This window comes from Caballeronia sp. AZ7_KS35, from assembly GCF_023631045.1.
Lineage (GTDB): Bacteria > Pseudomonadota > Gammaproteobacteria > Burkholderiales > Burkholderiaceae > Caballeronia > Caballeronia zhejiangensis.
The window spans coordinates 16,504-39,121 of sequence record NZ_JALQDV010000067.1; the positions used below are offsets into that span (position 1 = coordinate 16,504).

A 22,618-nucleotide genomic window follows, 5' to 3' on the forward strand; every position below is an offset into this window, starting at 1 on the left:
ATGTTCGTCGAAGCCATCGAGGGCGATGCATTCGATCTTGCCTATACGCCGGTCGAATATCGCGTCAAGTGGGCGACGCTGCCGTGGGAAGCGGATGAAGCGTACAAGCTGCGCCGCGCGGTGTTCTGCATCGAGCAGGGCGTGTTCGCCGGCGACGATCGCGACGAGATCGACGAACGCGCGCAACTGCTCGTTGCGCTGAGTTGCGTCGCAGGCATGCCGGAGCAGGTCGTCGGCACGGTACGCATCCACGAGACGCAGCCGCGCGTGTGGCTCGGCTCGCGGCTCGCCGTGCACGCCGCTTTCCGTTCGCACGGCAAGATCGGCTCGACGCTGATCCGGCTCGCGGTGTCGAGCGCACACGCGCTCGGATGCGAGACTTTTCTCGCGCATGTGCAGGCGCAGAACGTGCCGCTTTTCCGGCGTCTGCGCTGGGACACGCAGCGGGAAGAGACGCTCTTCGGCCGCCCGCATCATCTGATGCGCGCGCAACTCGATGCGTATCCGCCGTGCGTCACGCCGCAAAGCGGATTCGTCGCGCTGGCGCGGAGGCCGTCGTGAACGCGCTGGCCGGTCTCGTCGAACGCTTGCGCGAGAGTCGCGGCTTTCGTCACAAGAGCGATATCTCGGGCGTGTTGTCGCGGCTGCCTGAAGGCGCTCAGGCCGTGCCGATAGGCGACGACTGCGCCGCGATTCCCGATGGCGACGGCTATCTGCTCTTCGCCATCGAAGGGCTGGTGAGCGACTTCGTGCGCGCGATGCCGTGGTTCGCGGGCTACAGCGGCGTGATGGTGAACGTGAGCGATATCTACGCGATGGGCGGACGTCCGCTCGCCGTCGTCGATGCCTTGTGGAGCGGCGACGCGCAAGCGGCATCCGAGGTGCTCGCGGGCATGGCGGCGGCATCGTCGGCGTATGGCGTGCCGATCGTCGGCGGCCATAGCAACGTGCGCAGCGACGGCGCGCAGCTCGCGGTGGCGATCGTCGGGCGGGCCAGGAAGCTTTTGACGAGCTTCGACGCGCGCCCCGGCGATGCGCTGGTGATGGCCGTCGATTTGCGCGGCCGTTTCGAGGAGCCTTATCCGTTCTGGAATGCATCGGTGAGCGCGCCTGCTGGCCGCGCGCGCGGCGATTACGAACTGCTGCCCGCGCTAGCCGAAGACGGCCTGTGCGATGCCGCGAAGGACATCAGCATGGCGGGCGCGCTCGGCACCGCGCTGATGTTGCTCGAATGCTCGAAGGCCGGCGCGCGCATCGATCTCGATGCGTTGCCCTGTCCCGAAGGCGTCGATTTCGAGCGTTGGCTCACGGCGTTTCCGAGCTTCGGCTTCGTGCTGTCCGTGCGTCCCGAACAGGTCGATGAAGTGCTCGCGCGGTTTGCTTCGCGCGACCTCGCGAGCGCGGTGATCGGCGAAGTGGATGCATCGCGTGAAGTCGTGTTGACGCGCGACGGCGATGCCGCGTTGCTATGGAACCTGCACGAGGCGCCGTTCATATGCGCGCGATGAACCCCGCAACCGAGGCTACACCATGCCAGTGATGCATTTTCTGATTCGTTGGCCCGACGGCGTCGAGGCGAGCTGCTATTCGCCTTCGACGGTCGTCGGCGAGTATTTCGCGGCAGGCGAAAGCTATAGCGTCGGCGATTTCGTCGCGCGTTCGCGCGAGGCGCTGCACATCGGCTCGGAGCGCGTGCGGGAGAAATACGGCTTCGCGTGCTCGGCCGCGCTCGATCAGCTTGCGCGCATCGAAGAGGATGCGAGCCGCTTCAGCGAAGCGCACGAGGCACGCGTCACCGTGCTGGCGCTCGATTGACTCACTTGTCGAATGGTAGAGGGATTGAATATGTCGAACATCGATTCAGCACAGACCGCGCCGGCGCATTACAGCGTGATCGTCATCGGCGGCGGACAGGCCGGGCTTTCGGCCAGCTACTTCCTGAAGCAGGCCAGCATCGATCATCTCGTGCTGGAGAAGCACAGCGTCACGCACACATGGCGCACGCAGCGCTGGGACACGTTCTGCCTCGTGACGCCCAACTGGCAATGCGCGTTGCCGGGGCATCCGTATCAGGGCGCGGACCCGCACGGCTTCATGAAGAAGGACGAGATCATCGACTATCTCGATGCGTTCATCGCCAAGGTGAATGCGCCGGTGCTCGAGGGCGCGGCGGTCACGCGCGTCACGCGCGACGCGCAAGGACGCTTCGCCGTGACGAGCACGCGCGGCGCGTTCACGGCGGATCAGATCGTGGTCGCGTCGGGCGGCTATCACACGCCGATCGTGCCGCGCATGGCCGAGCGTCTGCCCGCTGACATCGTGCAGGTGCAGTCATCGGAATATCGCAACGCCGGTGCGCTGCCGCCCGGCGCGGTGCTAGTCGTCGGCTCGGGTCAGTCAGGCGCGCAGATCGCGGAAGATCTGCATCTGTCGGGACGCAAGGTTCATCTCGCGGTCGGCGAGGCGCCGCGTTGCGCGCGGTTTCATCGCGGTCGCGATGTCGTCGACTGGCTCGCGGACATGCGCTATTACGACATGCCCGTGACCGATCATCCGCTGCGCGAAGGCGTGCGCGACAACACCAATCATTACGTCACGGGCCGCGACGGCGGACGCGACATCGATCTGCGCCGCTTCGCGCTCGAAGGCATGGAACTGTTTGGCCGGCTCGAAGACTTCCGTGACGGCAAGCTGCGTTTCGCGACCAACCTGCGCGCGAATCTCGATGACGCCGACGATACCTATAACCGCATCAACGCGAGCATCGACGGTTTCATCGCGAAGCACGGCATCGACGCGCCTCCCGCCGCGCCTTATGTACCCATCTGGCAGCCGCAGGAAGAGCGCGCGGAGCTCGACCTGCAGGCGAGCGGGATCACATCGATCGTATGGTGCATAGGGTTCACGCCGGACTTCGCGTGGCTCGATGCGCCGGTGTTCAACGGACGCGGTTATCCATCGCATACGCGCGGCGTGACGGCGGTGAAGGGCCTTTATTTCGTCGGCTTGCCGTGGCTGCATACGTGGGGCTCGGGCCGCTTCTCCGGCGTGGCGCGCGATGCGCAATACATCGTCGATGCGGTGTGCGCCGAGCGGGCAAACGCGCCGGAGCGCGCGTCGATCGCGTGCGCGTAAAGGAAGCTCATGCCTCGTCACGACGATACGTATCGAGCCGGCATGCCGCAGCTCAATTGCGCGGGGCTCTCGGAGAACTGGCTGCTGAAAGAGTGCGGCGACCGGCATTGGGACGCGCTCGCACGCGAAACGGCGAGCGACTTCATCTCCGACGAAGGCGGCCGCGCGTATGCCGCGTTCACGTCGATCCGGCTGCGCGCCGAAGGCATGCACGATGTGCGCGAGAACGACGCGCTCTGCATACGCACCGAGCTTTCGCGTGTGGGTCCGGTGCGGCACTTCAGCGAGCATCGCGTAAGCGGCAAAGGCGGCACGATCGCCGCGTTGTCGATGATGTCCACCTTCGTGCGACGCACCGAAGCGCGCAACAATCGCTCGGTCGCGCGGGCGAGCTTTGCGAACCTCAAAGGCGAGATCGCGCCGATGAATCCGCTCATCGCCGACATGCAGGATAGGGCGCGCAAGCTGCGCCTGCGTGAAGCAGGAGCGAGCATCGACGGATTCGCTTTGCACGAGGCAGAATGCGCGCCGGTCGAGTTTTTGCCATGCCCGTACAGCGACTTCAACGGCGCCGACTTTCTGTACTTCGCGAGCTTTCAGGCGTTCGTCGATCGTGCGGAATGGCAAACGTGGCGTCTCGCGGACTTGCCCGCGCTCGTGTCGCGCGAGCTGCATTATCACGGCAACATCAACGTCGGCGAAGGGCTGCGGGCCACGTTTCGGCGCGCGTCGATCGACGATGCGCGCATCGCGCACTGGTGCGAGATCGAGCGCACGCGCGATGGCGTGAAGATCGCCGACGTGCTGACACACAAGACACGGAGACGCGCATGAACCGCGTGCCGCGCAAGCCGCTTTACACGGCGGCCGATCTGGAAGGTCTCGCGCATCTCGACTCGATGCCCGGCGCCGCGCCGTTCGTGCGCGGACCGTATCCGTCGATGTACACGACGAGACCGTGGACCCTGCGCCAGTACGCCGGTTACGCCGATGCCGCCGATTCGAACCTCGCGTTTCGCCGGGCGCTCGATCGCGGCGCGCAGGGCTTATCCGTCGCGTTCGATCTGCCGACGCAACTCGGCTACGACTCGACCGACGATGAAGCGCGCGCCGATGTCGGTCTTGCGGGCGTGGCCATCGATACCGTCGACGACATGGCGCGTCTTTTCGAAGGCATCGCGCTCGAACGCGTCTCCGTGTCGATGACGATGAACGGCGCCGTGCTGCCCGTGCTCGCGGCGTACATCGTCGCGGCGGAGGAACGCGGCATCGCGATGGCGTCGCTCTCCGGCACCGTGCAGAACGACATCCTCAAGGAGTTCATGGTGCGCAACACCTGCGTGTTCGCGCCGGAACCGTCGATGCGAATCGTCGCGGATGTCGTGCAGTTTTTGAGCGAGCGGATGCCGCGCTTCAAGGCGCTGTCCGTTTCGGGTTATCACTTTCAGGAAGCGGGCGCGGATGCATCGCTGGAGCTGGGGCTGACGTTCGCCAACGCCCGCGCGTATGTGCGTGCGCTGCGCGCGCGCGGCCTGAACGCGGATGCCGTCTGCGAGCAACTCAGCTTTTTCTTCGGGGTCGGCACGGACTTCTTTGCGGAGATCGCGAAGCTGCGCGCGGCGCGGCTCATCTGGTCGAGCATGGCCGAGGAAGAGGGCGCGACGTCGGCGAAGAGTCGCGCGCTGCGGATGCATTGCCAGACGTCGGGCTGGTCGCTCGGCGCGACGCGCACGCAAAACAATATCGTTCGCACGACCGTCGAAGCGATGGCGGCAGTGTTCGGCGGCACGCAATCGCTGCACACGAATGCACATGACGAAGCGCTTGCGTTGCCATCGGCATCCGCTGCGCAGCTTGCACGCGACACGCAATTGATTCTTCAGCACGAGATGGGGCTGTGCGAGGTCGTCGATCCGTGGGCGGGCTCGTACATGATGGAATCGCTGACGGCGAGCGTCGCGGCTCAAGCGCGCGACATCGTCGACGAAATCGAGGCGCGCGGCGGTGCGCTCGAAGCAATTCGCACGGGCTGGGTTCATCGGCGGATTCAGGAGCGTGCGGCGGCGACGCAGGCGCGCATCGATTCGGGAACGCAGACGATCGTCGGCGCGAACGCGTTTATTGCCGACCATGCCGACGACGATGCGCCCGCCTGTCTCGTGATCGATGGCGAACGCGTGCGCGTGCAGCAGTCGCACAGAATCGCCGACGTGCTGCGTCGGCGCGACGAATCTCGCGTGCGTGCCGCGCTCGCCGCATTGACGCGCGCCGCACGCGACGATGCCGGCAATCTGCTCGCGCTGACGATCGATTGCATGCGCGCCCGCGCGACCGTGGGTGAATGCACGCGCGCGCTCGAAGCCGTGTGGCCGCGTCATGATCCGGCATCGGCGAATACGACACGCGTGTACGGAGAATGTCGCCATGACGACGCATGGCACGCGGCGTGCGCTCGCGTTGCGCAACTCGGCGAAACGCTCGGCCGAAAGCCACGCATGTTGATCGCGAAACTGGGACTGGACGGACACGATCGCGGCGCGAATGTCGTGGCGTGCGCGCTGGAAGATGCAGGCTTCGATGTGACGGCTACCGGATTGTTCGCATCGCCGGCGCAGGCCGCGAAGCTCGCTGCGCAACGGCCGTACGATGTCATCGGCGTCTCGTCGCTTGCCGGTGCGCACGGCACGCTCGTGCCTCGATTGCTGCGCGAGCTTGCGGAGCGCGACGTGCACACGCCGCTCGTCGTCGGCGGAATCGTGCCCGACGAAGACGCCTTCTTGCTGCGAAAGAAAGGCGTCGCCGACATATTCAATCCAGGTTCGACGATGCACGAGATCGTAGAACGGCTGGTGAAGTTGATCTGCCCGGACGCGCGCTCCGAATCGCGCCTGGTCACTTCGCAGGCCGACTTCAGATGACGTCGCTCAGCGACTTGATCCATCCGGCGATGACCACGATCCCGAGCATGGCGACGACCGCTTTGCGAACCATCGACAAGCGGTCATGTCCGTCCGAAGACCTGCCCAATTTGCCGGCGAGCGCGCCGATCATCGAAGCGGGAAGGGCGGCCAGCGACGCCACGCCGAGGTACAGCAGCACCGACGTCATGCTCGACTCGAACGTCGATTGCGCGTTGAGGTCGATGGTCACGAGGCCGCCCACGCTCATCACCGCGCCCGCGATCGATCCGGCGCACAAGCCGTAGAGCGCGTTGAAGGCGCCCCGACGCGACGCCGCGATCAGCGCCGCGAGCGCCGCCGTCAGCGCGATCGGCATGACGATCGCGAAGCCGCTTTCGCCCGCGCGTTGCGCGACGTGCAGCAGCGCGGAGAACGTCGCGTAGATCGTGCTTTCGGCATCGTGCGGAAGGAAGCGGCGAAACCGCAACAGTTCGATCCAGAGACAGAAGACGAGCCCGGCGATGATGCCCGTCGACAGCGCGCGGCCCGGTCTGAACTCGGGAAGACGCAAGCGGAATGCGTCGTCGAGAAAGACCCACGACGACGGCGCGAGCTCGCGGCGCGCGCGGCCGAACCATCGCGATGCCCACGGAAAAAGCCACGACCCGAACGCCGCGATGACCACCGGCGGCGCGGCCATCACGAGCGACGTATAGAACGTCTGATGCGGCCCGAGCGTCACGATCGACATCGACGCGAACGTGCCCCACGCGAACATCCCCGCGACGCCCGCGATGGAAACCGCGCTCGTCAGCCTGAGCGCGAAAAGCGGCGAGCGGCTTCTCACGGCGACGCCAGTCCAGGCGGCGGCCGAGCGCGCGATCCAGTCGCAGATCATCCAGCATCCGATGGCCGCGAGCACGAGCGCGACCGCGTGGACTTCGAGCACCGTCATCAGCGTGTCGGCGGTCATGCGCGGCTGGGCCGGGCCGCCCCAAAGCAGCCCCGCGCCGAGGAGCATCTGATTGACGAAGTAGCCGAGCGCGAACACGGCGCCCGCCGCCGCCGTGCCCTTCACCGGATCGCGGCCGTTCAGCACCGCTGCATAGGCGCCGCGCCAGACGCCCGTCGTGAGCGCGCCGATCGCGAAGATCATCACGGCGAGCGGCACCACCGCCGACGCGATGATCGTCACGCGCAAGACCGCCGCTTGCGCTTCGCCGGGCACGAGGCCGAGCACGAGACCGTTCATCGTTTCGATGACGACGCCCGCGCCGAAGCCGATGCCGAGCGCATCCCACTTGCCGAGGCGAAAGAGCGGCGTGGTGTCGGCGAGCACGGCGCGACGCGCATCGCCGCGCGGATGCAGGCTCAGGAACGTGCGCGCGCGCTTCTTGCTGTCGTCGCGCATCCGCGCGAGCACACGATCGACGTGAACGGGCGAGCCGTCCCATTGCGACGCTTGCACGTCCGCGTAAAACTCCCTCACGCGCAGCACCGACGCGCCCGACAGCAGCACGAGCGCGCTCCACAGCACGGTCTTTGCGAGCAGCCAGGCGGTGTCGCGCAGCGCGTGCCCGGCAAACAGAGCGACGCCGAGCAAGGGCACGACGCTCACGATGACGAACGCGAAACACGCGGCAATCGTCATGAACGTCTTGTCGATGTCACGGTTACGGATGTGCGCGAGTTCATGCAGGACGATCGCGCGGAAGGCGGCGCGATCCGCGTAGAAATAATTGGCGACGAACGCGCCGGAGAGCGCGACGTAATAGTCGCGGCGACGCCCGAACGTGACCGGCAGGCCGGTCGCGAGCGGATTCCAGACGAAAGCGGGCGGCGGATTCAACTGCGCTTCGCCGCAAAGGGCGATGAGGGCATCGAAAAGACCGGGCGGATCGTCCTTTGCGATCGGCACGAGCCGCTGCGACTTCAGCTTCCACGCGGGAAAGCGCCAGTAGAAGACGCCGGCGAGCGCGAGCGTCGCGACGATTCCCGCGCCTTTCCACGCCATTTGCGGCCGCAGAAGCGCCATGCAATGCGCGAATTGCGGTGCGAACTGCACACGCATTTCCGAAGCGGACAGCACGTCCCGAGTCAGTAATCGCGGATCGAAAACGCCCGCGAACATATCCGACGCGCACGCGACGAGCTTTTCCGTCGCCTCGACGTGCAGGCTTTCCCAGAAATGCCCATAGAACTGGATGCTGACGCACACGATAAGCACGATCAGCAGATCGAACCTCAGCGCGATGTCGGACGGAAACGGCAACGGATTGAGCCGCGGCCTGCGCGTGTTCGTCGTGACGGATTGCAGCACGATTCGCTCACTTCTTCGGCAGGGCCAGTTGCGCGACGACGGCATCGGCAAGGTGCGCGGCTCGTGCGCGATCGAGACGCAGGCGCGAGCCGGCCGCGATCACATGGCGATGGACTTCGCCCAACTGTTCGGAGCTCAGGATCGCGACGGCTTCGGGTTCTTCGCCCCGGAACATCTTCCGCAAGCGCGCGGACACTTCTTCGCCGATGGCCGTTTCCGCCGCCTTGAGCGCGATGCCGCCGAGGATCGGCATGATTTCCGACACGACCTGAAGCACGAGCGGCGTGAAGAGGATCGAGAACGATTCGGCGCCGAAGCCGAGCGCGGCATCGCGATTTTTCGATGCCTTCATCGCGGCGTCCGGATCGGCAAACCACGCCGCGCTCGCCGCCGCGAAAAGCGGCAGCTCGTTCGGCGCGAACTGCATCAGGACATTGCGGGACAAGTCCCGGATCAGGTCGTGTTCGGCGGTCGAGTCCATGTGTTGTCTGAACGCGTGGCTGCGTCTTCGTGTGTGGAAGAAAAGTGTTCGTCGTTAAGGACGAAGCAGCGCATCCGGTTCTGAACCGTTGCGGTCAACACTTCTGAACGAACTGTGCGCTACCGCACGTTTCGCCGCCTTTCAGTTTGTTTTTACGATTGAAGCCCGTTCGCTGATAACACGACTAGCGCGACTGACGCGACTCAAAACAGGGCATGTTTTCGCTTCACTGGTGCTCGGTGAAAGCACGCGTCACTTTCCAAACGTTTGCTTCGTAAAAACTCAATCGTCAGACAAACAGGCGCGAACCTTGCATTGATCGGGATACAAAACCGACCCTACGAAGAAGCCACATGTCCAATCCGCAAGCTATCGTCGATCTGACACATGAAGTCAAACGCCTCGCCTCGGGCAAGATCAGCGACATCAACGATATCAACCGCGAGACCACCTTCCTGGCACTGAACGCGCTGATCGAAGCTGCCCGCGCCGGCGATGCGGGCAAGGGCTTCGCTGTCGTCGCCAAGCAGGTGAAGCATGTATCGACACGCATCTCCGACATCACGGCCGGCCTCAACAAAGAGCTTGCCGGATCGCTTGCGACGCTCACGGAACTCGGCGACAGCATGATCGAGCGGATGCGATCGCTCGACGGTCAGCGGTACACGGACCTTGCGTTGAACATGATCGACATCATCGACCGCAACCTGTACGAGCGCTCCTGCGACGTGCGCTGGTGGGCGACGGACTCGGCATTGGTCGGATGTCTCGCCGATGAGCGCGGGGCGGCGCGCGATCATGCCTGCAGCCGCCTCAAGGTCATCCTGGATAGCTACACGGTTTATCGGGATCTCTGGGTCCTCGATGCGAACGGCGTGGTCGTGGCGAACGGACGTCACTCGACTTACGCGGTGCGCGGGCAGAACGTGGCGGGCGCGGAGTGGTACAAGGCCGCAATGAAGACGGCGTCGGGCGCGCAATACGTGGCGTCGGATGTCGAGACAGTCGCGCCGCTCGACAACGCACAGGTCGCGACGTATTCGACGGCGATTCGCGAGGGCGGCGCGCCGGATGGTCGCGTGCTCGGAGCGCTCATCATCTTCTTCGACTGGGCGCCTCAAGCCGAGACCGTCGTCAAAGGCGTTCGCCTGAGCAAGGAAGAGTGGGCGCGCTCGCGCTGTCTGATCCTGGATTCGTCGTTTCGGGTGATCGCCGCGTCGGACGGCAAGGGCATCCTCAACGAGCGCTTTCGCTTGCAGACGGGCGGCAAGGAATCGGGCTTCTACCGCGATGCCGGCGGTGCAGTCGTATCGTTTGCAGCGACGCCCGGTTACGAGACCTATCGCGGTCTGGGCTGGTACGGCGTCATCTGCCAGATGCCGGCATGAGACATCGGCGGCCGCTCAACGGCGCGGACTTCGCTTCTTGCGCTCGCGAAGTTCGCTGCCTGTATCGACCGGCGTGAACGGCGCCTGAAACCGGCCGACCAGGAAATCGATGAACGCGCGCGCGCGAGCAGTCTGATTCTTCTGCCGCGGATAGTAGACGAAGAGATCGGCCGAGGGCAGCACGGTGTTCGGCATCACGAGATTGAGCCTTCCGCTTTGCACGTACTTCGCGAGATCCCATTCCGAGCGGATCAGAATGCCGTGTCCGTCGAGCGCCCAGCGAAGCACGATATCGCCGTCATTGCTCGACAGCGCGCCCTTGACCTTGATCGCCTCGATGTGGTCATTGACGATATAGCGCCACACGCCGTAGGCATCGTCGTTCTGTCGATGAATGATGCAGCGATGCCGAGCCAGTTCTTCGACGCGCTCCGGCGTGCCGTATTTCTCGAGATATTTCGGCGACGCGCATAAGAACCGCCGGTTGCTCATGATTCGCCGCGCACTGAGCCGGCTGTCCGGAAGATCGCCGAAGCGTATCGCCAGATCGAACGCGCCTTCGATGAGATCGACAGGACGGTCCGTTACTTCGAACTGGACTTCGACGCCCGGATAGCGCTTCGCGAATTCCGAAACGATCGGGGCGATGGTCGTCCGGCCGAATCCGAGCGTTGCATTGATGCGCAACGGGCCTTGCGGATCGCGGCTCGCGACCGATAACGCCTCTTCCATCTCACGCACCTGTCCGACGATGTGAGTCGCGTAGCGCAGATACGTTTCCCCTTCGGGCGTGAGGCTGACGCTGCGGGTCGTCCGGTTGACGAGGCGCACGCCGAGCCTTTGCTCGATGACGCCAAGCCGCTTGGTCGCGGCGGGCGGAGACAGATCGAGCGCACGCGCCGCCCCCGACAAACTCCTGAGCTTCGCAAGCAGGATAAAGAACTCGAAGTCGGTCGCGGTCTGCGTTTCGGTATTCACCGGATGTGAATAATGATGTGAACGGAAGTGCAGTTTAGCAGCGTTCGTCGCGGGTAAGCTACGTTCCACGTTGCAGCCGCCGGGTTGCAATACCTGCCAAGACCCTGGAGACATTGCCGTGAGAATCGTCGAAATCCGCGAGAAGACCGTACCGATCAGTTCACCCATTCGTAACGCCTACATCGACTTCAGCAAGATGACGTTGAGCGTGGTTGCCGTCATCACCGATGTCATGCGCGATGGCGAGCCGGTCGTCGGCTACGGCTTCAACTCGAACGGCCGCTACGGCCAGGGCACGCTGATGCGCGAGCGCTTCATTCCGCGCATCCTCGAAGCCGATCCCGCTTCGCTCGTGAACGACGCAGGCGACAATCTCGACCCGCACAAGATCTGGGCGACGATGTTCACGAACGAGAAGCCGGGCGGTCATGGCGAACGCTCGGTCGCCATCGGCACGATCGACATGGCGATCTGGGACGCGGTCGCGAAAATCGAGGGCAAGCCGCTATTCCAACTGCTCGCCGACCGCTATGGCGACGGTGAGCCGGACCGCAGGATTTTCGTGTACGCGGCGGGCGGTTACTACTATCCGGGCCAAGATCACGAAAAGCTCAAGGACGAGATGCGCAGCTACATCGATCGGGGTTATACGGTCGTGAAGAAGAAGATCGGCGGAGCATCGCTCGATGAAGACCTGCGCCGTATCGACTCCATCCTGAGCGTGCTGCAGGACGGCCAAAAGCTCGCAGTCGATGCAAACGGCCGCTTCGACCTCGACACGGCCATTCGCTATGCGAAGGCGCTCTCGCAATACGACCTCTTCTGGTACGAAGAGCCGGGCGACCCGCTCGACTTCGGACTGCAAGCCACGCTGCGCAACTACTATGCCAATCCGATGGCCACGGGCGAAGACCTGTTCTCGATGCAGGACGCTCGCAATCTCATCCGTTACGGCGGCATGCGTGCCGACCGCGACTGGCTTCAGTTCGACTGCGCGCTGAGTTACGGTCTCGTCGAATATCTGCGCACGCTCGACATGCTGCGCGAGCACGGCTGGTCTCCGAGCCGATGCATCCCGCACGGCGGCCATCAGATGTCGCTGAACATCGCGGCGGGCTTGGGTCTCGGCGGCAACGAGTCGTATCCGGACCTGTTCCAGCCGTACGGCGGCTTCCCCGACGGCGTCAAGGTCGAGAACGGCTACATCACGATGCCGGACCTGCCGGGCATCGGCTTCGAAGGCAAGTCCGATCTCATCGTCGAGATGAAGAAGCTGCTTACCTGAGCGGCAACGCGCTGCGCGCGCCGTCTACCGCATCAGCCTTCTTCCTGACCGACTGCCTTCGACACCTCCGCGGGCGTCTGAAACTGCTGATCCGGCAACGCATCGAGCGCGGACATCACGTCTTCGCTTGCGCCGTTGCTGCGCGCGGTTTCGACGAGCGTCTGCTTGTCGGCGGGATAGTCGACGCCCTTCAAGGCTTTCTGCATGTCGATGAACACGCTGTTGGAACCGCCGGAGGATGAGTTGCTTGCCATGATTCGCTCCCTTGATCGATGAATCATGGGCTTCGACAGCAGCCGTTGTGCCTGTCCAGCGCGGGGCACGGCATCGCAATTGCTGACATATGCCGCGAATCGACCATTTACTCAGGAGGCTTCCATGAAGGCACATTCGGCTCTCGTTACACTCGTCGCGGCAGGTTTCATCGGCGCGGCGCCTATCACCGTGCTGGCACAGACGCAGGCAGCGAGCACCACCCAGGCCAACGACCTGCCGGCGGTGGACAAGGCTTTCGTACAGGCCGCCAGCGAATCGAGCTCGACCGAGATCGACACGGCCAAGCTGGCGACCAGCCAGTCGCAGGACAAGGACGTGAAAAGCTTCGCGCATCACATGATGATCGACCATACGAAGCTGACGATGCAGCTGAAGATGGCGGCGCCGCATGGCGTCGAAGTGCCGAAGGACAATTCGGACACGACGGTTATCGATGCGCTCAGGCCGCTCAAGGGCAAGGAATTCGACACCATGTACATTCAGAAGGTCGGCGTCGAAGGGCATCAGAAGGCCGTCGCCGCTTTCCAGAAGGAAGCGCAGGAAGGCCAGAACGCAGACCTCAAGAAGGCGGCGCAGAAGGCGCTGCCGACCATCCAGAAGCACCTGAAGATGGCGCAGGATCTCGCCGCGAAGAAGGGCGTGCAATAAGCCCGGCTGACGGTTTCGGAGCACCGAAGCCGAAGCGATGGACGAAGCCCCGCGCGGAACCACGCGGGGCTGCTTTTTCTTGCGGGCTCGCTGGCGCGTCTACGAGGCAGCGCGGGTTCGCCGGATTCATCAGACCGAACGGGTAACGCATGTCAGATACACGAACCGGATCCCTGCTCTCGCGCCGCGCGATAGCCGGCGGCGCGGCTGTCGCGTCGATCGGTCTTGCCGCATGGACGGCCATGCGAGCGCGGCGCGCGGAACGCGACTTTCCGCCCACGGGCCAATTCATCGATGTCGATGGCGTGCGCCTCCACTATCTCGACGAAGGAGAAGGCCCGGTCGTCGTCCTGCTGCATGGCAATCTGGTCGCGTCGCAAGACTTCGTGGCGAGCGGATTGTTCGAGCGGCTCGCCCGGCGTCACCGCGTAATCGCCTTCGATCGTCCCGGCTTCGGGCACAGCGAGCGGCCGCGCGCGCGCATCTGGACGCCGCAGGCTCAGGCCACGTCGATCCAGCTTGCGCTTAAAAGGCTGGGACTGACGCAAGCGGTGGTCGTCGGTCATTCGCTCGGCAGTCTCGTCGCAGCGGCGATGGCGCTCGAACCACGTCTGGACATTCGCGGGCTCACGCTGATCTCGGGTTACTACTATCCCACTGCGCGCGCGGACGTTGCGATCAGCGCGCCCGCGGCCATGCCGATCGTCGGCGATGTGCTGCGCTACACCGTGTCGCCGATCGTCGCTCGCATGATGTACGGCCGCACGGTGCAGGCCATGTTCGCGCCGCGCGCCGTACCCGATGCCTTTCACGGCCATGTACCGCGCGAACTGGTCTTGCGCCCGTCGCAGATGCGCGCGACGGCAGAGGACGCCGCTTGCATGATTCCGGCCGCGGCATCGATGTCCGGGCGATACGGCGAGATCGACGTGCCGGTTCGCATTTTTGCCGGCAGCGACGACGCAATCGTCGATACGGACTCGCAGTCGGGCCGTCTTTACAAGGACATCGCACAAAGCGCGCTTTCGATCATGCCGGGCCTCGGGCACATGGTGCATTACGACGACGCGGGCCGCATCGGCGACGCCATCGAGACGATGGCGCTCGAATAGCCGCGACTGCGCATCCAGAACCGTTAGGCAAGCTGATCAAGATTGCACGGCACGCGAATTGCGCGGAGAGAAGCGGGCGCCGGTCGAGCCGGCGCGTCCCATCAACCCGATCCCGAACGGAGGCATCATGGCATCGAAAACGTTGCAGGACCTTTTCATTCATGCACTTTCCGACGTGTACAGCGCCGAGAAGCAACTGACGAGAGCGCTGCCGAAGCTCGCACGGGCGACGACCAACGCGCAACTGAAGCAGGCGTTCGAGACGCATCTGGAGGAAACGAACGGGCAGATCGAGCGCATCGATCAGGTGGTCGAACTCTTCGGCGTCAAGTTGAAGCGCATCAAATGTGCGGCGATGGAAGGTCTCGTCGAGGAAGCGCAGGACGAAATCGAAACCTTCGAGCAGGGCCCGATTCGCGACGCCGCGTTGATCGCCGCCGCGCAAAAGGTCGAGCACTACGAGATCGCGACCTACGGCACGCTGGCGACGCTCGCGAAGCAACTCGGCAACGAGGACGCGATGAAACTCTTGCTCGATACCTTGCAGGAAGAGAAGGCCACGGACGAGAAACTGACCCAGCTCGCGAAGACGCAACTCGCCGAGGAAGTGCAGCAGAAGGGCTGAAATTCGTTCACTCTGGAGATGAAGATGGCAGGCGACAATTCATACAAGCCGGGCGAGATCGTGAAGGTCTCGGGTATCTACTCGGTGGTCCACGATGACGGCAAGGACACGTTCGAAGTGACCTGCGTGGAAGGCGAGCACTTCCCGCCCACCCGGAGCGGAAAAGGCGCGCACTTCGAGCTGAAGTACGGCGCCACGCATGCTCACAAGCATGGAAATCTCAAAGGAACGGAAGCCCGGTCCTGATCGACGCCTTGCCGTAAGCGCGACATCGACGCACGCCGACAGGGTTCGGCGTGCGTCGTTTTTCTTTGCGGCTGTCACACGACATGCCGGGCTCCCGCAGTGGCATACGAACTGCTAACAGCATCGCAACAGACCAGAACCTTTCGGAAGGCCGAATCATGGACATTCCCCGTCAGGCCGTGTCATTCCTCACCTCGCGCGGACTCATGCTCGCGACAGCCGAATCGTGTACCGGCGGATTCATCGCCTCGCTGGTGTCGTCGGTGCCCGGCAGCGGAAGCTGTCTCGACGTGGGCTTCGTCACGTACTCGCCGACTGGCAAGGCGGGCTTCCTCGGCGTGCGCGAGGACACCATGCAGCAGCATGGGCTGACGAGCGAAGCCGTCGCGCGCGAGATGTCGGAGGGCGCGCTGCGGCAGGAAGCATGTTGCGCGCAGATCGCGGTATCGAATACGGGCGTCGCCGATGCGGTGCCCGACGGGCCGCCATCGGGTACGCAGTGTTTCGCGTGGTCGTATCGTGCGCGCGATGGCACCATCGTCACCTTCAGCGAGACCAGGAAATTCGAAGGCGAACGCAACGATGTCCGGCGCGAAGCGGCGCTTTATGCGCTATCGCGCATCGAACACTACTTCGATCAGCAGCACGCACAGCGAGTCAGGGAGAAACGATGAACGAGCACGCTACCGATTGGCGCAGCTGGCAGGCAGCCGTGATTCGCGAACTAGGTGTCGCGAGCGGTTTCGACGTCGAAGCCGAGCGCGAGCGGCGCATCGACTTTCTTTGCGGCTATCTCTCATCGCAGGGACTTCGCACTTACGTACTGGGGATCAGCGGCGGCGTGGATTCGTCGACGGCGGGGCGCCTTGCGCAACTGAGCGTCGAACGTCTTCGCGCGAGCGGTTATGACGCGCACTTCGTCGCGCTGAGACTGCCCTATGGCACGCAGCGCGATGAGGAAGACGCCCGGCTCGCGCTCGATTTCATACGTCCGGACGAAACGCTGACCGTCAACGTCAAGGGCCCATCCGACGCCATGCTCGCGGCGCTCAAAGAGGGTGGCGCGCAGTACACGGACGACTTCCAGGAAGACTTCGTGCTCGGCAACATCAAGGCGCGCGAGCGCATGATCGCGCAGTACGCCGTTGCGGGCGCGCGGGTGGGCGTCGTCATCGGCACCGATCACGCGGCCGAATCGCTGATGGGATTCTTCACGAAGTTCGGCGACGGCGGCGCGGACGTGCTGCCCTTGTCGGGTCTGAACAAGCGCCGCGTGCGTGCGCTTGCGCGTTCGATGGGCGCGGTGGATCGCCTCGTGATGAAAGTGCCGACAGCCGATCTCGAATCGCTTACGCCGCAACGCCCCGACGAGGATAGCTATGGCGTGAGCTATGAAGACATCGACAACTTTCTGGAGGGCAAGGAAGTCAGCGAAGAAGTGCTGCTGACCATTCGCCGCTTCTATACGGCGACGCGCCACAAGCGCGCGCTGCCGGTCGAAGTGCCGCGCGAAGACCGCTCTGCTTGAGGCATGGCGTGCGTGTTCATCACCTCAACTGCATATCGAGTTGTCCGCTCGGCGGCAAGCTCTTCGATGGCCGCACGCCCGGCCTTCTGCGCCGGGGCGAACTGACGTGCCATTGCCTGCTCGTCGAAACGGTCGAAGGGCTCGTTCTGATCGATACAGGCTTCGGATTGCGCGATGTCGCCGATCCGCGCAGCCGCCTGTCGGCGTTCTTCCTGCTGATGCTCAAGCCGGACTTTCGCGAGGAGATGACCGCGCTACGCCAGATCGAACGGCTGGGCTTTTCGGCCAGCGACGTGCGTCATATCGTGCTCAGTCATCTCGACTTCGATCATGCGGGCGGCCTCGATGATTTCCCGCACGCGAAGGTGCATCTGCTGCGCATCGAGCGCGACTATGCGGTGCGTCAGCAGACGTGGCTCGATCGGCAGCGCTTCAGACCTCAACAATGGTCGACGCAGCCGAACTGGCAACTTCACGACGCCACCGCCGGCGACCGCTGGCATGGCTTCGAATGCGTGCGGCCGCTCTCGGATTCGTTGGACGATATCGCGCTCGTGCCGCTCAGAGGACACACCTTCGGTCATGCGGGCATCGCGGTACGCAAGGAAAACGGTTGGCTGCTGCTGGCGGCCGACGCGTATTTCTTTCATACGGAGATGGATCTCGAACATCCGCGCTGTACACCGGGACTGGCGTTCTATCAATGGATGATGGAAAAGGACCGCGCGGCGCGGCTAAGGAATCAGGCGAGGCTGCGTGAGCTGTGCGCCAGCGTCGATTCGCGCGGCAAGCTCGACGTGTTTTGCAGCCACGACCCGATCGAATTCGAGCGCATGGCCGGACGATCGGCGGGCATTCCGGCCGACGCTTTCATACGGCCCGCGCGCTCGTTGGCGTAACGCGGCATGTCGCATGCTCTCCCGGTTTGGTCCAACCATAACCGGCGAGATCATCATGCGAGTACAGCTCAAACCACTCAGCGAACAAGTGATCGTCATCACGGGGGCGACGAGCGGTATCGGTCTCGTCACCGCGAGAATGGCGGCGAAGCGCGGCGCGCGCCTCATGCTCGTGGCGCGCGACGAAGCGGCGCTCAAGGCGCTGTCGGACGAGTTATCGCACGGTGACACCCAGCGAGCGGCTTACGCCGTTGCGGACGTGGGCGACGCGGCACAGTTGCAGGCCGCAGCCGATGCGGCCATCGCGCGATTCGGGCGCTTCGATACATGGATCAACAATGCGGGCGTATCGCTCTATGGCCGATGTACCGACGTCCCGCTCGAAGACCAGCGCAAGCTCTTCGATACGAATTTCTGGGGCATCGTGAACGGCTCGCTCAGTGCGTTGAAGCATCTGCGCGAGCATGGCGGCGCTTTGATCAATCTCGGCAGTGAATTGTCGGATGTCGCCATTCCGCTGCAAGGGGCATACGTCGCGTCGAAACATGCGGTGAAGGGCTATACCGATGCGTTGCGCATCGAGCTGGAAAACGATCGTGCGCCGGTGTCCGTCACGCTCATCAAGCCTGCGGGAATCGACACGCTCTTCGTCGAGCACGCGCGAAACTATCTCACGCACGAGCCGAAGCTGCCGCAACCGGTCTATGCGCCCGAGGTGGTCGCTAAAGCGATATTGCATTGCGCCGAGGTGCCCGAGCGCGATGTCCATGTCGGTGGGGCGTCGCGCGCGATGGCGTCGTTCGGCCAGCGCGCACCGCGACTGTATGACAGGCTGGTCAGTCTCGTCGGCGTGAAGGCGCAACTCACGCGGCAGCCTCATGGCGAAGGCGACGCGTTGTATGAAGGGGCGGGCAGTCTGCGCGAACGGTCGGGCCGCAACGGCAAGGTGCGCGAGCGAAGCCTTTACACCGATGCGCGCATCGATCCGCCCGGCATGCGCGGCGTGGCGATGGGCGTCGCCGCCTTGCTGCTGCTCGACGCCGGCCGCCGCTATCTTCGGGCGACGCGCAAACCGAGGTTCGAGTAAGCGCGTCGTCGAGTCATCTTCGAGATCAGCGAGAGGACGGCGATGCGCCGGCGGGCTCGCCTCCCGGCAATTCGTTGCCGCCCATGCCAGGCTCGGTCGCCAGTTGCTGCTGCGCGATGATCCAGAACTCGTCCGAGCGGCCTTCAGGGCCGCCCGCTTCTTCCCAAAGCCGATAAGCGAGTGCCCGAATCTGTTCTTCGCTAGCCGGGACGTCCATGATGCTTTCCTCCTTTTCAACGAACGAGCGATGCTCAGCGCGCGGCGAGCATGCCCACGACCACGCCGACCAGCGCGGCCATCGTGATCGCCTTCCACGGATTCTCGTGCACGAAGTCGTCGGTCGTATCGGCGGCGGCGCGGTACTTTCGGGTCATCGCGTCTTGCATGTCGGCGAACCGGGCCTTCGCATCGGAGCGCAGATTGCTCGTCGACGTTGCATCGTTGCCTGCATCCCATGACTTCGATGCTTCGCGAAAGCTGCTGTGGTCTCCATTCGAGGATGTCATGTTGTCGCTCGTCGGGAATTCATAGGCGCTGTCGGCTCTTTCGGTCTTGATAGCGTTGACGGGTTCGAGCGCGCGGTCGTTGTCAGCCATGCTTGCCTCCACTGGAAATCGTTTGAATGCGATGAAGTCGCGGTGCGCGTCGAGAGACGCGCATGTGCGTGGCGCAATCGGCGTGCCGTCCTGACGAAACGAAAGTCCCGCGTGTATGGCATATCCGTTGCTCCATGATTCGCCGACTTTCATCGCTAATGGAGCGTACAAATGTTTCCTGTTCTGATGCAGCCTTTCTTCTCCGTCGCACGCACGAATCTCGAGACGGGCTTGCGCGCCGCTTCCAGTTTTGCGGTCGGTTTCCGGCAACTCGGAGAACTGAACGAAAAGACGATGCAATCCGCGCTCGCCGATGTGCGCGTTCAGTGGGGCGCGCCGCAGGCCAGCGAAGCGCAGCCTGCATTGCCGGTCGCGTTCCTGTCGTACGCAAGCGATCTGCTGTCGATCATCGCCGCGACAGCCGCCGATGTCATCGATGCAATAGGCGCCACGTCATCGCAGCCGGACGCGGGCGCGCCGAAACTCGTGCTCGCGGAATCGATCGAGCCGCCGGCATCGGTGAGCGCATCGGGCGAGACCGCAATCGTCGACGCGACCGGCGCGGTCGTGGCCCACGTCCCCAAGTAAAGCAAACGACAGGCACGACGACTGCTGCGTTGCCGGCAACGCATCCTTTTTCCATCGAATGAACACATCCTCCTCGCCGCCGCCCGCGCGGCATCGTTCGCCTTCGTCCGTGCCGAAGTGGATCACGATCGTCTTTCTCGTTCTGTCGGGGCTTTACATGGCCGTCGGCGGCGGATGGCTGATCGCGGTGGGCGGCTCGCCATACTACGTGGTCGCCGGCGTGGCGATGCTCGTGATCGCGTGGCTCGTCTGGCGCGCCAACGGCCTCGCACTGTGGCTCTACGCGGCGCTGTTGCTCGGCACACTGATATGGGCGATCGTCGAGTCGGGCTTCGACTTCTGGGCGCTCGCGCCGCGTCTCGATGTGCTTGTCATCGTCGGCATATGGATGGTGCTGCCATTCGTGCTGCGCATCTTTACGTGGCCCCGGCAGTCCGGCGCACTCGCGCTCGGTGCGACCATCGTGCTGTCGGGCATCGCGCTCGCATATGCGGTGTTCAACGATCCGCAGGAGCTGGACGGCACGGTGCGCGCGGCGCCGTCGGCTGCCGCCACTGCGCCCGCGCAGCAAGATGGCGACTGGCGCGCTTACGGCAATACGCAGACCGGCACGCGCTATTCGCAACTCGCGCAGATCAACGCGGGCAACGCGCACGAACTGAAGGAAGCCTGGCGCTTTCGCACGGGCGACATGAAAGGCCCGAACGATCCGGTCGAGATCACCGATGAAGTGGCGCCGCTCGCCATCGACGGCACGCTCTTCTTCTGCACGCCGCATCAGAATGCGATCGCGCTCGATGGCGCCACGGGCAAGGAGAAATGGCGCTTCGATCCGAAGCTCAAGCCCGATCCGAGTTTCCAGCACGTGACTTGCCGCGGCGTGTCGTACTACGAGACGCCCGCCGCCGAGCAGGCGCGCGCCGCCGGCAACACGACGAATCTGCCGATGTGCGCGCGCCGCATCGTGTTGCCCGTCAACGATGGGCGTCTCTTCGAACTCGACGCCGCGAGCGGGAAGCCGTGCCCCGAGTTCGCGACGAACGGCGTGCTGGATCTTCAGCATCTGCAGCCGGTCAAGACGCCCGGCCAGTACGAGCCGACGTCGCCGCCGATCGTCACGTCGAAAGTGATCGTCGTCGCGGGCGCGGTCACGGACAACTACGGCACGCGCGAGCCGTCGGGCGTGATCCGTGGTTTCGACGTGAACACCGGCAAGCTGCTGTGGGCCTTCGATCCCGGCGCGCACGACCCGAACGCGATCCCCGACGATCAGCATAGCTACACGCAGAACTCGCCGAACTCGTGGGCGCCCGCTGCCTACGATGCGAAGCTCGATCTCGTCTATCTGCCGATGGGCGTGACGACCCCCGATATATGGGGCGGCAACCGCACGCCCGATCAGGAGCGCTATGCGAGCGGGCTGCTCGCGCTCAACGCATCGACGGGCAAGCTCGCGTGGTTCTATCAGACCGTGCATCACGATCTCTGGGACATGGACCTGCCCGCGCAGCCGACCATCGCGGATATCAGGGATCAGAGCGGCAACATCGTTCCGGCGATCTACGCACCGGCTAAGACCGGCAACATCTTCGTGCTCGACCGTCGCACCGGCAAGCCGATCGTGCCCGCGCCCGAGCAGCCGGTCCCGCAAGGCGCGGCGAAGGGCGATCGCCTCTCGCCGACGCAACCGTTCTCGCAGCTCACTTTCCGGCCCGCAAAGAACCTGACCGACGCGGACATGTGGGGCGCGACGATGTACGACCAGCTCATGTGCCGCGTGATCTTTCATCGGCTGAAGTACGAAGGGCCGTTCACGCCGCCGTCCGAGCAGGGCACGCTCGTGTTCCCCGGCAATCTCGGCATGTTCGAATGGGGCGGGCTCGCCGTCGATACGGACCGACGCATCGCAATCGCCAATCCGATCGCGCTACCATTCGTCTCGAAGCTCGTGCCGCGCGGCCCCGGCAACCCGATCGATCCGCCGCAAGCGGGCCAGGCGGGCACCGGCACCGAAGTCGGCATTCAGCCGCAATACGGCGTGCCGTATGGCGTGGAGCTCAATCCTTTCCTGTCTCCGCTGCGTCTGCCTTGCAAGCAACCCGCGTGGGGTTATGTCGCCGCGCTCGATCTCGACACGAACAAGGTGATCTGGAAGAAACGCATCGGCACGACGCGCGATGCATCGCCGATTCCGGTTCCGTTCCGCATGGGTATGCCGATGCTGGGCGGACCGATGACGACCGCCGGGCACGTCTTCTTCATCGGCGCGACGCAGGACGATTACCTGCGCGCCTTCAGCACCGACACCGGTGAAAAGCTCTGGGAAGCGCGTTTGCCAGCCGGCGGCCAAGCCACCCCGATGACCTACGAAGCGAACGGCAAGCAGTACGTGCTGATCGCGGCGGGCGGTCACGGCTCGTTTCTGACGAAGCTCGGCGATTACGTGATCGCGTATGCGCTGCCGGACAAGCATTGACCGCGACTCGTCCCGCCTGATCGATCGATTCGGGCGGGACGGCGGAGCCC

General features: G+C 64.2%; 24 protein-coding genes. 18 read left to right on the plus strand and 6 right to left on the minus strand.

Going from position 1 to position 22,618, the window contains the following annotated elements; all coding sequences use genetic code 11:
- From NCT05_RS34785 to scpA, 6 genes are read left to right on the plus strand one after another with little or no spacing between them, the layout of a single operon-like run.
- Positions 1-561 carry an MSMEG_0567/Sll0786 family nitrogen starvation N-acetyltransferase gene (locus tag NCT05_RS34785; protein ID WP_250504465.1) on the plus strand — a complete coding sequence of 187 codons (561 nt, stop codon included), beginning with the start codon at positions 1-3 and terminating at the stop codon, positions 559-561.
- Positions 558-1,508: a sll0787 family AIR synthase-like protein gene (locus NCT05_RS34790; RefSeq protein ID WP_250504466.1), complete on the plus strand. Its 951-nt coding sequence runs from the start codon at positions 558-560 to the stop codon at positions 1,506-1,508. The genes NCT05_RS34785 and NCT05_RS34790 overlap by 4 nt, the downstream gene beginning before the upstream one ends.
- A gap of 22 nt (positions 1,509-1,530) precedes the next feature.
- Entirely contained in the window at positions 1,531-1,815 is a 285-nt protein-coding gene (locus NCT05_RS34795) for an MSMEG_0570 family nitrogen starvation response protein (protein WP_250437867.1), read from the plus strand.
- 30 nt (positions 1,816-1,845) lie between these two features.
- Positions 1,846-3,135, plus strand: coding sequence for an MSMEG_0569 family flavin-dependent oxidoreductase (locus NCT05_RS34800; RefSeq protein ID WP_250442205.1), 1,290 nt, complete (start codon positions 1,846-1,848; stop codon positions 3,133-3,135).
- Between the two features lie 9 nt (positions 3,136-3,144).
- A complete protein-coding gene (locus NCT05_RS34805; protein ID WP_008345713.1) occupies positions 3,145-3,969 on the plus strand; it encodes a Pnap_2097 family protein in 825 nt (274 codons plus the stop codon).
- Entirely contained in the window at positions 3,966-6,053 is a 2,088-nt protein-coding gene (gene scpA / locus NCT05_RS34810) for a methylmalonyl-CoA mutase (RefSeq protein WP_250504467.1), read from the plus strand. Before NCT05_RS34805 ends, scpA begins: the two co-directional genes overlap by 4 nt.
- Here scpA and NCT05_RS34815 read toward each other — a convergent pair.
- Together NCT05_RS34815 and NCT05_RS34820 are read right to left on the minus strand one after the other, a co-directional pair.
- A complete protein-coding gene (locus NCT05_RS34815; protein ID WP_250504468.1) occupies positions 6,046-8,355 on the minus strand; it encodes a M48 family metalloprotease in 2,310 nt (769 codons plus the stop codon). The two genes, scpA and NCT05_RS34815, sit on opposite strands and share 8 nt — an antisense overlap.
- A gap of 7 nt (positions 8,356-8,362) precedes the next feature.
- Positions 8,363-8,836, minus strand: a complete 474-nt coding sequence (locus NCT05_RS34820; RefSeq protein ID WP_250504469.1) for a hypothetical protein — start codon at positions 8,834-8,836, stop codon at positions 8,363-8,365.
- A gap of 353 nt (positions 8,837-9,189) precedes the next feature.
- On the opposite strand from NCT05_RS34820, the gene NCT05_RS34825 reads away from it, so the two are divergent.
- Complete coding sequence (locus NCT05_RS34825) at positions 9,190-10,224, plus strand: methyl-accepting chemotaxis protein (RefSeq protein WP_250504470.1); 1,035 nt, start codon at positions 9,190-9,192, stop codon at positions 10,222-10,224.
- Between the two features lie 15 nt (positions 10,225-10,239).
- On the opposite strand, the gene NCT05_RS34830 is transcribed toward NCT05_RS34825, so the two are convergent.
- Positions 10,240-11,202, minus strand: coding sequence for a LysR family transcriptional regulator (locus tag NCT05_RS34830; RefSeq protein WP_008345704.1), 963 nt, complete (start codon positions 11,200-11,202; stop codon positions 10,240-10,242).
- 118 nt (positions 11,203-11,320) lie between these two features.
- Between NCT05_RS34830 and NCT05_RS34835 the strand changes: the two genes are divergently transcribed.
- The gene (locus NCT05_RS34835) at positions 11,321-12,487 is read left to right on the plus strand and encodes a mandelate racemase/muconate lactonizing enzyme family protein (RefSeq protein ID WP_350030113.1); all 1,167 of its coding nucleotides are present in this window, start codon (positions 11,321-11,323) and stop codon (positions 12,485-12,487) included.
- A 32-nt stretch (positions 12,488-12,519) separates the two neighbouring features.
- Here NCT05_RS34835 and NCT05_RS34840 read toward each other — a convergent pair whose 3' ends face one another.
- Positions 12,520-12,741, minus strand: a complete 222-nt coding sequence (locus NCT05_RS34840) for a DUF2795 domain-containing protein (protein ID WP_008345700.1) — start codon at positions 12,739-12,741, stop codon at positions 12,520-12,522.
- 124 nt (positions 12,742-12,865) lie between these two features.
- Here NCT05_RS34840 and NCT05_RS34845 point away from each other — a divergent pair, with 124 nt between their 5' ends.
- From NCT05_RS34845 to NCT05_RS34880, 8 genes are all read left to right on the plus strand, one after another.
- The gene (locus NCT05_RS34845) at positions 12,866-13,411 is read left to right on the plus strand and encodes a DUF4142 domain-containing protein (RefSeq protein ID WP_250504471.1); all 546 of its coding nucleotides are present in this window, start codon (positions 12,866-12,868) and stop codon (positions 13,409-13,411) included.
- 149 nt (positions 13,412-13,560) lie between these two features.
- Positions 13,561-14,523, plus strand: coding sequence for an alpha/beta fold hydrolase (locus tag NCT05_RS34850; protein ID WP_008345696.1), 963 nt, complete (start codon positions 13,561-13,563; stop codon positions 14,521-14,523).
- Positions 14,524-14,650: 127 nt separating this feature from the next.
- Positions 14,651-15,148 carry a YciE/YciF ferroxidase family protein gene (locus tag NCT05_RS34855; RefSeq protein ID WP_250504472.1) on the plus strand — a complete coding sequence of 166 codons (498 nt, stop codon included), beginning with the start codon at positions 14,651-14,653 and terminating at the stop codon, positions 15,146-15,148.
- 24 nt (positions 15,149-15,172) lie between these two features.
- Positions 15,173-15,394, plus strand: a complete 222-nt coding sequence (locus NCT05_RS34860) for a hypothetical protein (RefSeq protein ID WP_008345692.1) — start codon at positions 15,173-15,175, stop codon at positions 15,392-15,394.
- A 158-nt stretch (positions 15,395-15,552) separates the two neighbouring features.
- Complete coding sequence (locus tag NCT05_RS34865; RefSeq protein WP_250504473.1) at positions 15,553-16,068, plus strand: CinA family protein; 516 nt, start codon at positions 15,553-15,555, stop codon at positions 16,066-16,068.
- Entirely contained in the window at positions 16,065-16,922 is an 858-nt protein-coding gene (gene nadE, locus NCT05_RS34870) for an NAD(+) synthase (RefSeq protein ID WP_250504474.1), read from the plus strand. The genes NCT05_RS34865 and nadE overlap by 4 nt, the downstream gene beginning before the upstream one ends.
- Positions 16,923-16,930: 8 nt before the next feature.
- Positions 16,931-17,821, plus strand: coding sequence for an MBL fold metallo-hydrolase (locus NCT05_RS34875; RefSeq protein ID WP_250504475.1), 891 nt, complete (start codon positions 16,931-16,933; stop codon positions 17,819-17,821).
- A 55-nt stretch (positions 17,822-17,876) separates the two neighbouring features.
- Positions 17,877-18,908 carry an SDR family oxidoreductase gene (locus NCT05_RS34880; RefSeq protein WP_034471084.1) on the plus strand — a complete coding sequence of 344 codons (1,032 nt, stop codon included), beginning with the start codon at positions 17,877-17,879 and terminating at the stop codon, positions 18,906-18,908.
- A 25-nt stretch (positions 18,909-18,933) separates the two neighbouring features.
- On the opposite strand, the gene NCT05_RS34885 is transcribed toward NCT05_RS34880, so the two are convergent.
- Both NCT05_RS34885 and NCT05_RS34890 read right to left on the minus strand, forming a co-directional pair.
- Positions 18,934-19,125, minus strand: a complete 192-nt coding sequence (locus tag NCT05_RS34885) for a DUF2934 domain-containing protein (protein ID WP_008345682.1) — start codon at positions 19,123-19,125, stop codon at positions 18,934-18,936.
- Positions 19,126-19,159: 34 nt separating this feature from the next.
- Positions 19,160-19,504, minus strand: coding sequence for an ElaB/YgaM/YqjD family protein (locus tag NCT05_RS34890; RefSeq protein WP_061164684.1), 345 nt, complete (start codon positions 19,502-19,504; stop codon positions 19,160-19,162).
- 171 nt (positions 19,505-19,675) lie between these two features.
- On the opposite strand from NCT05_RS34890, the gene NCT05_RS34895 reads away from it, so the two are divergent.
- Complete coding sequence (locus tag NCT05_RS34895; RefSeq protein ID WP_175982157.1) at positions 19,676-20,092, plus strand: hypothetical protein; 417 nt, start codon at positions 19,676-19,678, stop codon at positions 20,090-20,092.
- 58 nt (positions 20,093-20,150) lie between these two features.
- On the plus strand, positions 20,151-22,568 hold the full coding sequence (locus NCT05_RS34900) for a glucose/quinate/shikimate family membrane-bound PQQ-dependent dehydrogenase (protein ID WP_250504476.1): 2,418 nt from the start codon (positions 20,151-20,153) through the stop codon (positions 22,566-22,568).
- Positions 22,569-22,618: the final 50 nt, after the last annotated feature.

What these genes read in the sequence shown, in the direction of transcription:
- NCT05_RS34785 (WP_250504465.1), top strand. Translation starts at nt 1, where the DNA reads ATGTTCGTCGAAGCCATCGAGGGCGATGCATTCGATCTTGCCTATACG.
- NCT05_RS34795 (WP_250437867.1), top strand. Translation starts at nt 1,531, where the DNA reads ATGCCAGTGATGCATTTTCTGATTCGTTGGCCCGACGGCGTCGAGGCG.
- NCT05_RS34800 (WP_250442205.1), top strand. Translation starts at nt 1,846, where the DNA reads ATGTCGAACATCGATTCAGCACAGACCGCGCCGGCGCATTACAGCGTG.
- NCT05_RS34805 (WP_008345713.1), top strand. Translation starts at nt 3,145, where the DNA reads ATGCCTCGTCACGACGATACGTATCGAGCCGGCATGCCGCAGCTCAAT.
- scpA (WP_250504467.1), top strand. Translation starts at nt 3,966, where the DNA reads ATGAACCGCGTGCCGCGCAAGCCGCTTTACACGGCGGCCGATCTGGAA.
- NCT05_RS34820 (WP_250504469.1), bottom strand. Translation starts at nt 8,836, where the DNA reads ATGGACTCGACCGCCGAACACGACCTGATCCGGGACTTGTCCCGCAAT.
- NCT05_RS34825 (WP_250504470.1), top strand. Translation starts at nt 9,190, where the DNA reads ATGTCCAATCCGCAAGCTATCGTCGATCTGACACATGAAGTCAAACGC.
- NCT05_RS34840 (WP_008345700.1), bottom strand. Translation starts at nt 12,741, where the DNA reads ATGGCAAGCAACTCATCCTCCGGCGGTTCCAACAGCGTGTTCATCGAC.
- NCT05_RS34845 (WP_250504471.1), top strand. Translation starts at nt 12,866, where the DNA reads ATGAAGGCACATTCGGCTCTCGTTACACTCGTCGCGGCAGGTTTCATC.
- NCT05_RS34850 (WP_008345696.1), top strand. Translation starts at nt 13,561, where the DNA reads ATGTCAGATACACGAACCGGATCCCTGCTCTCGCGCCGCGCGATAGCC.
- NCT05_RS34855 (WP_250504472.1), top strand. Translation starts at nt 14,651, where the DNA reads ATGGCATCGAAAACGTTGCAGGACCTTTTCATTCATGCACTTTCCGAC.
- NCT05_RS34860 (WP_008345692.1), top strand. Translation starts at nt 15,173, where the DNA reads ATGGCAGGCGACAATTCATACAAGCCGGGCGAGATCGTGAAGGTCTCG.
- NCT05_RS34865 (WP_250504473.1), top strand. Translation starts at nt 15,553, where the DNA reads ATGGACATTCCCCGTCAGGCCGTGTCATTCCTCACCTCGCGCGGACTC.
- nadE (WP_250504474.1), top strand. Translation starts at nt 16,065, where the DNA reads ATGAACGAGCACGCTACCGATTGGCGCAGCTGGCAGGCAGCCGTGATT.
- NCT05_RS34880 (WP_034471084.1), top strand. Translation starts at nt 17,877, where the DNA reads ATGCGAGTACAGCTCAAACCACTCAGCGAACAAGTGATCGTCATCACG.
- NCT05_RS34885 (WP_008345682.1), bottom strand. Translation starts at nt 19,125, where the DNA reads ATGGACGTCCCGGCTAGCGAAGAACAGATTCGGGCACTCGCTTATCGG.
- NCT05_RS34890 (WP_061164684.1), bottom strand. Translation starts at nt 19,504, where the DNA reads ATGGCTGACAACGACCGCGCGCTCGAACCCGTCAACGCTATCAAGACC.
- NCT05_RS34895 (WP_175982157.1), top strand. Translation starts at nt 19,676, where the DNA reads ATGTTTCCTGTTCTGATGCAGCCTTTCTTCTCCGTCGCACGCACGAAT.
- NCT05_RS34900 (WP_250504476.1), top strand. Translation starts at nt 20,151, where the DNA reads ATGAACACATCCTCCTCGCCGCCGCCCGCGCGGCATCGTTCGCCTTCG.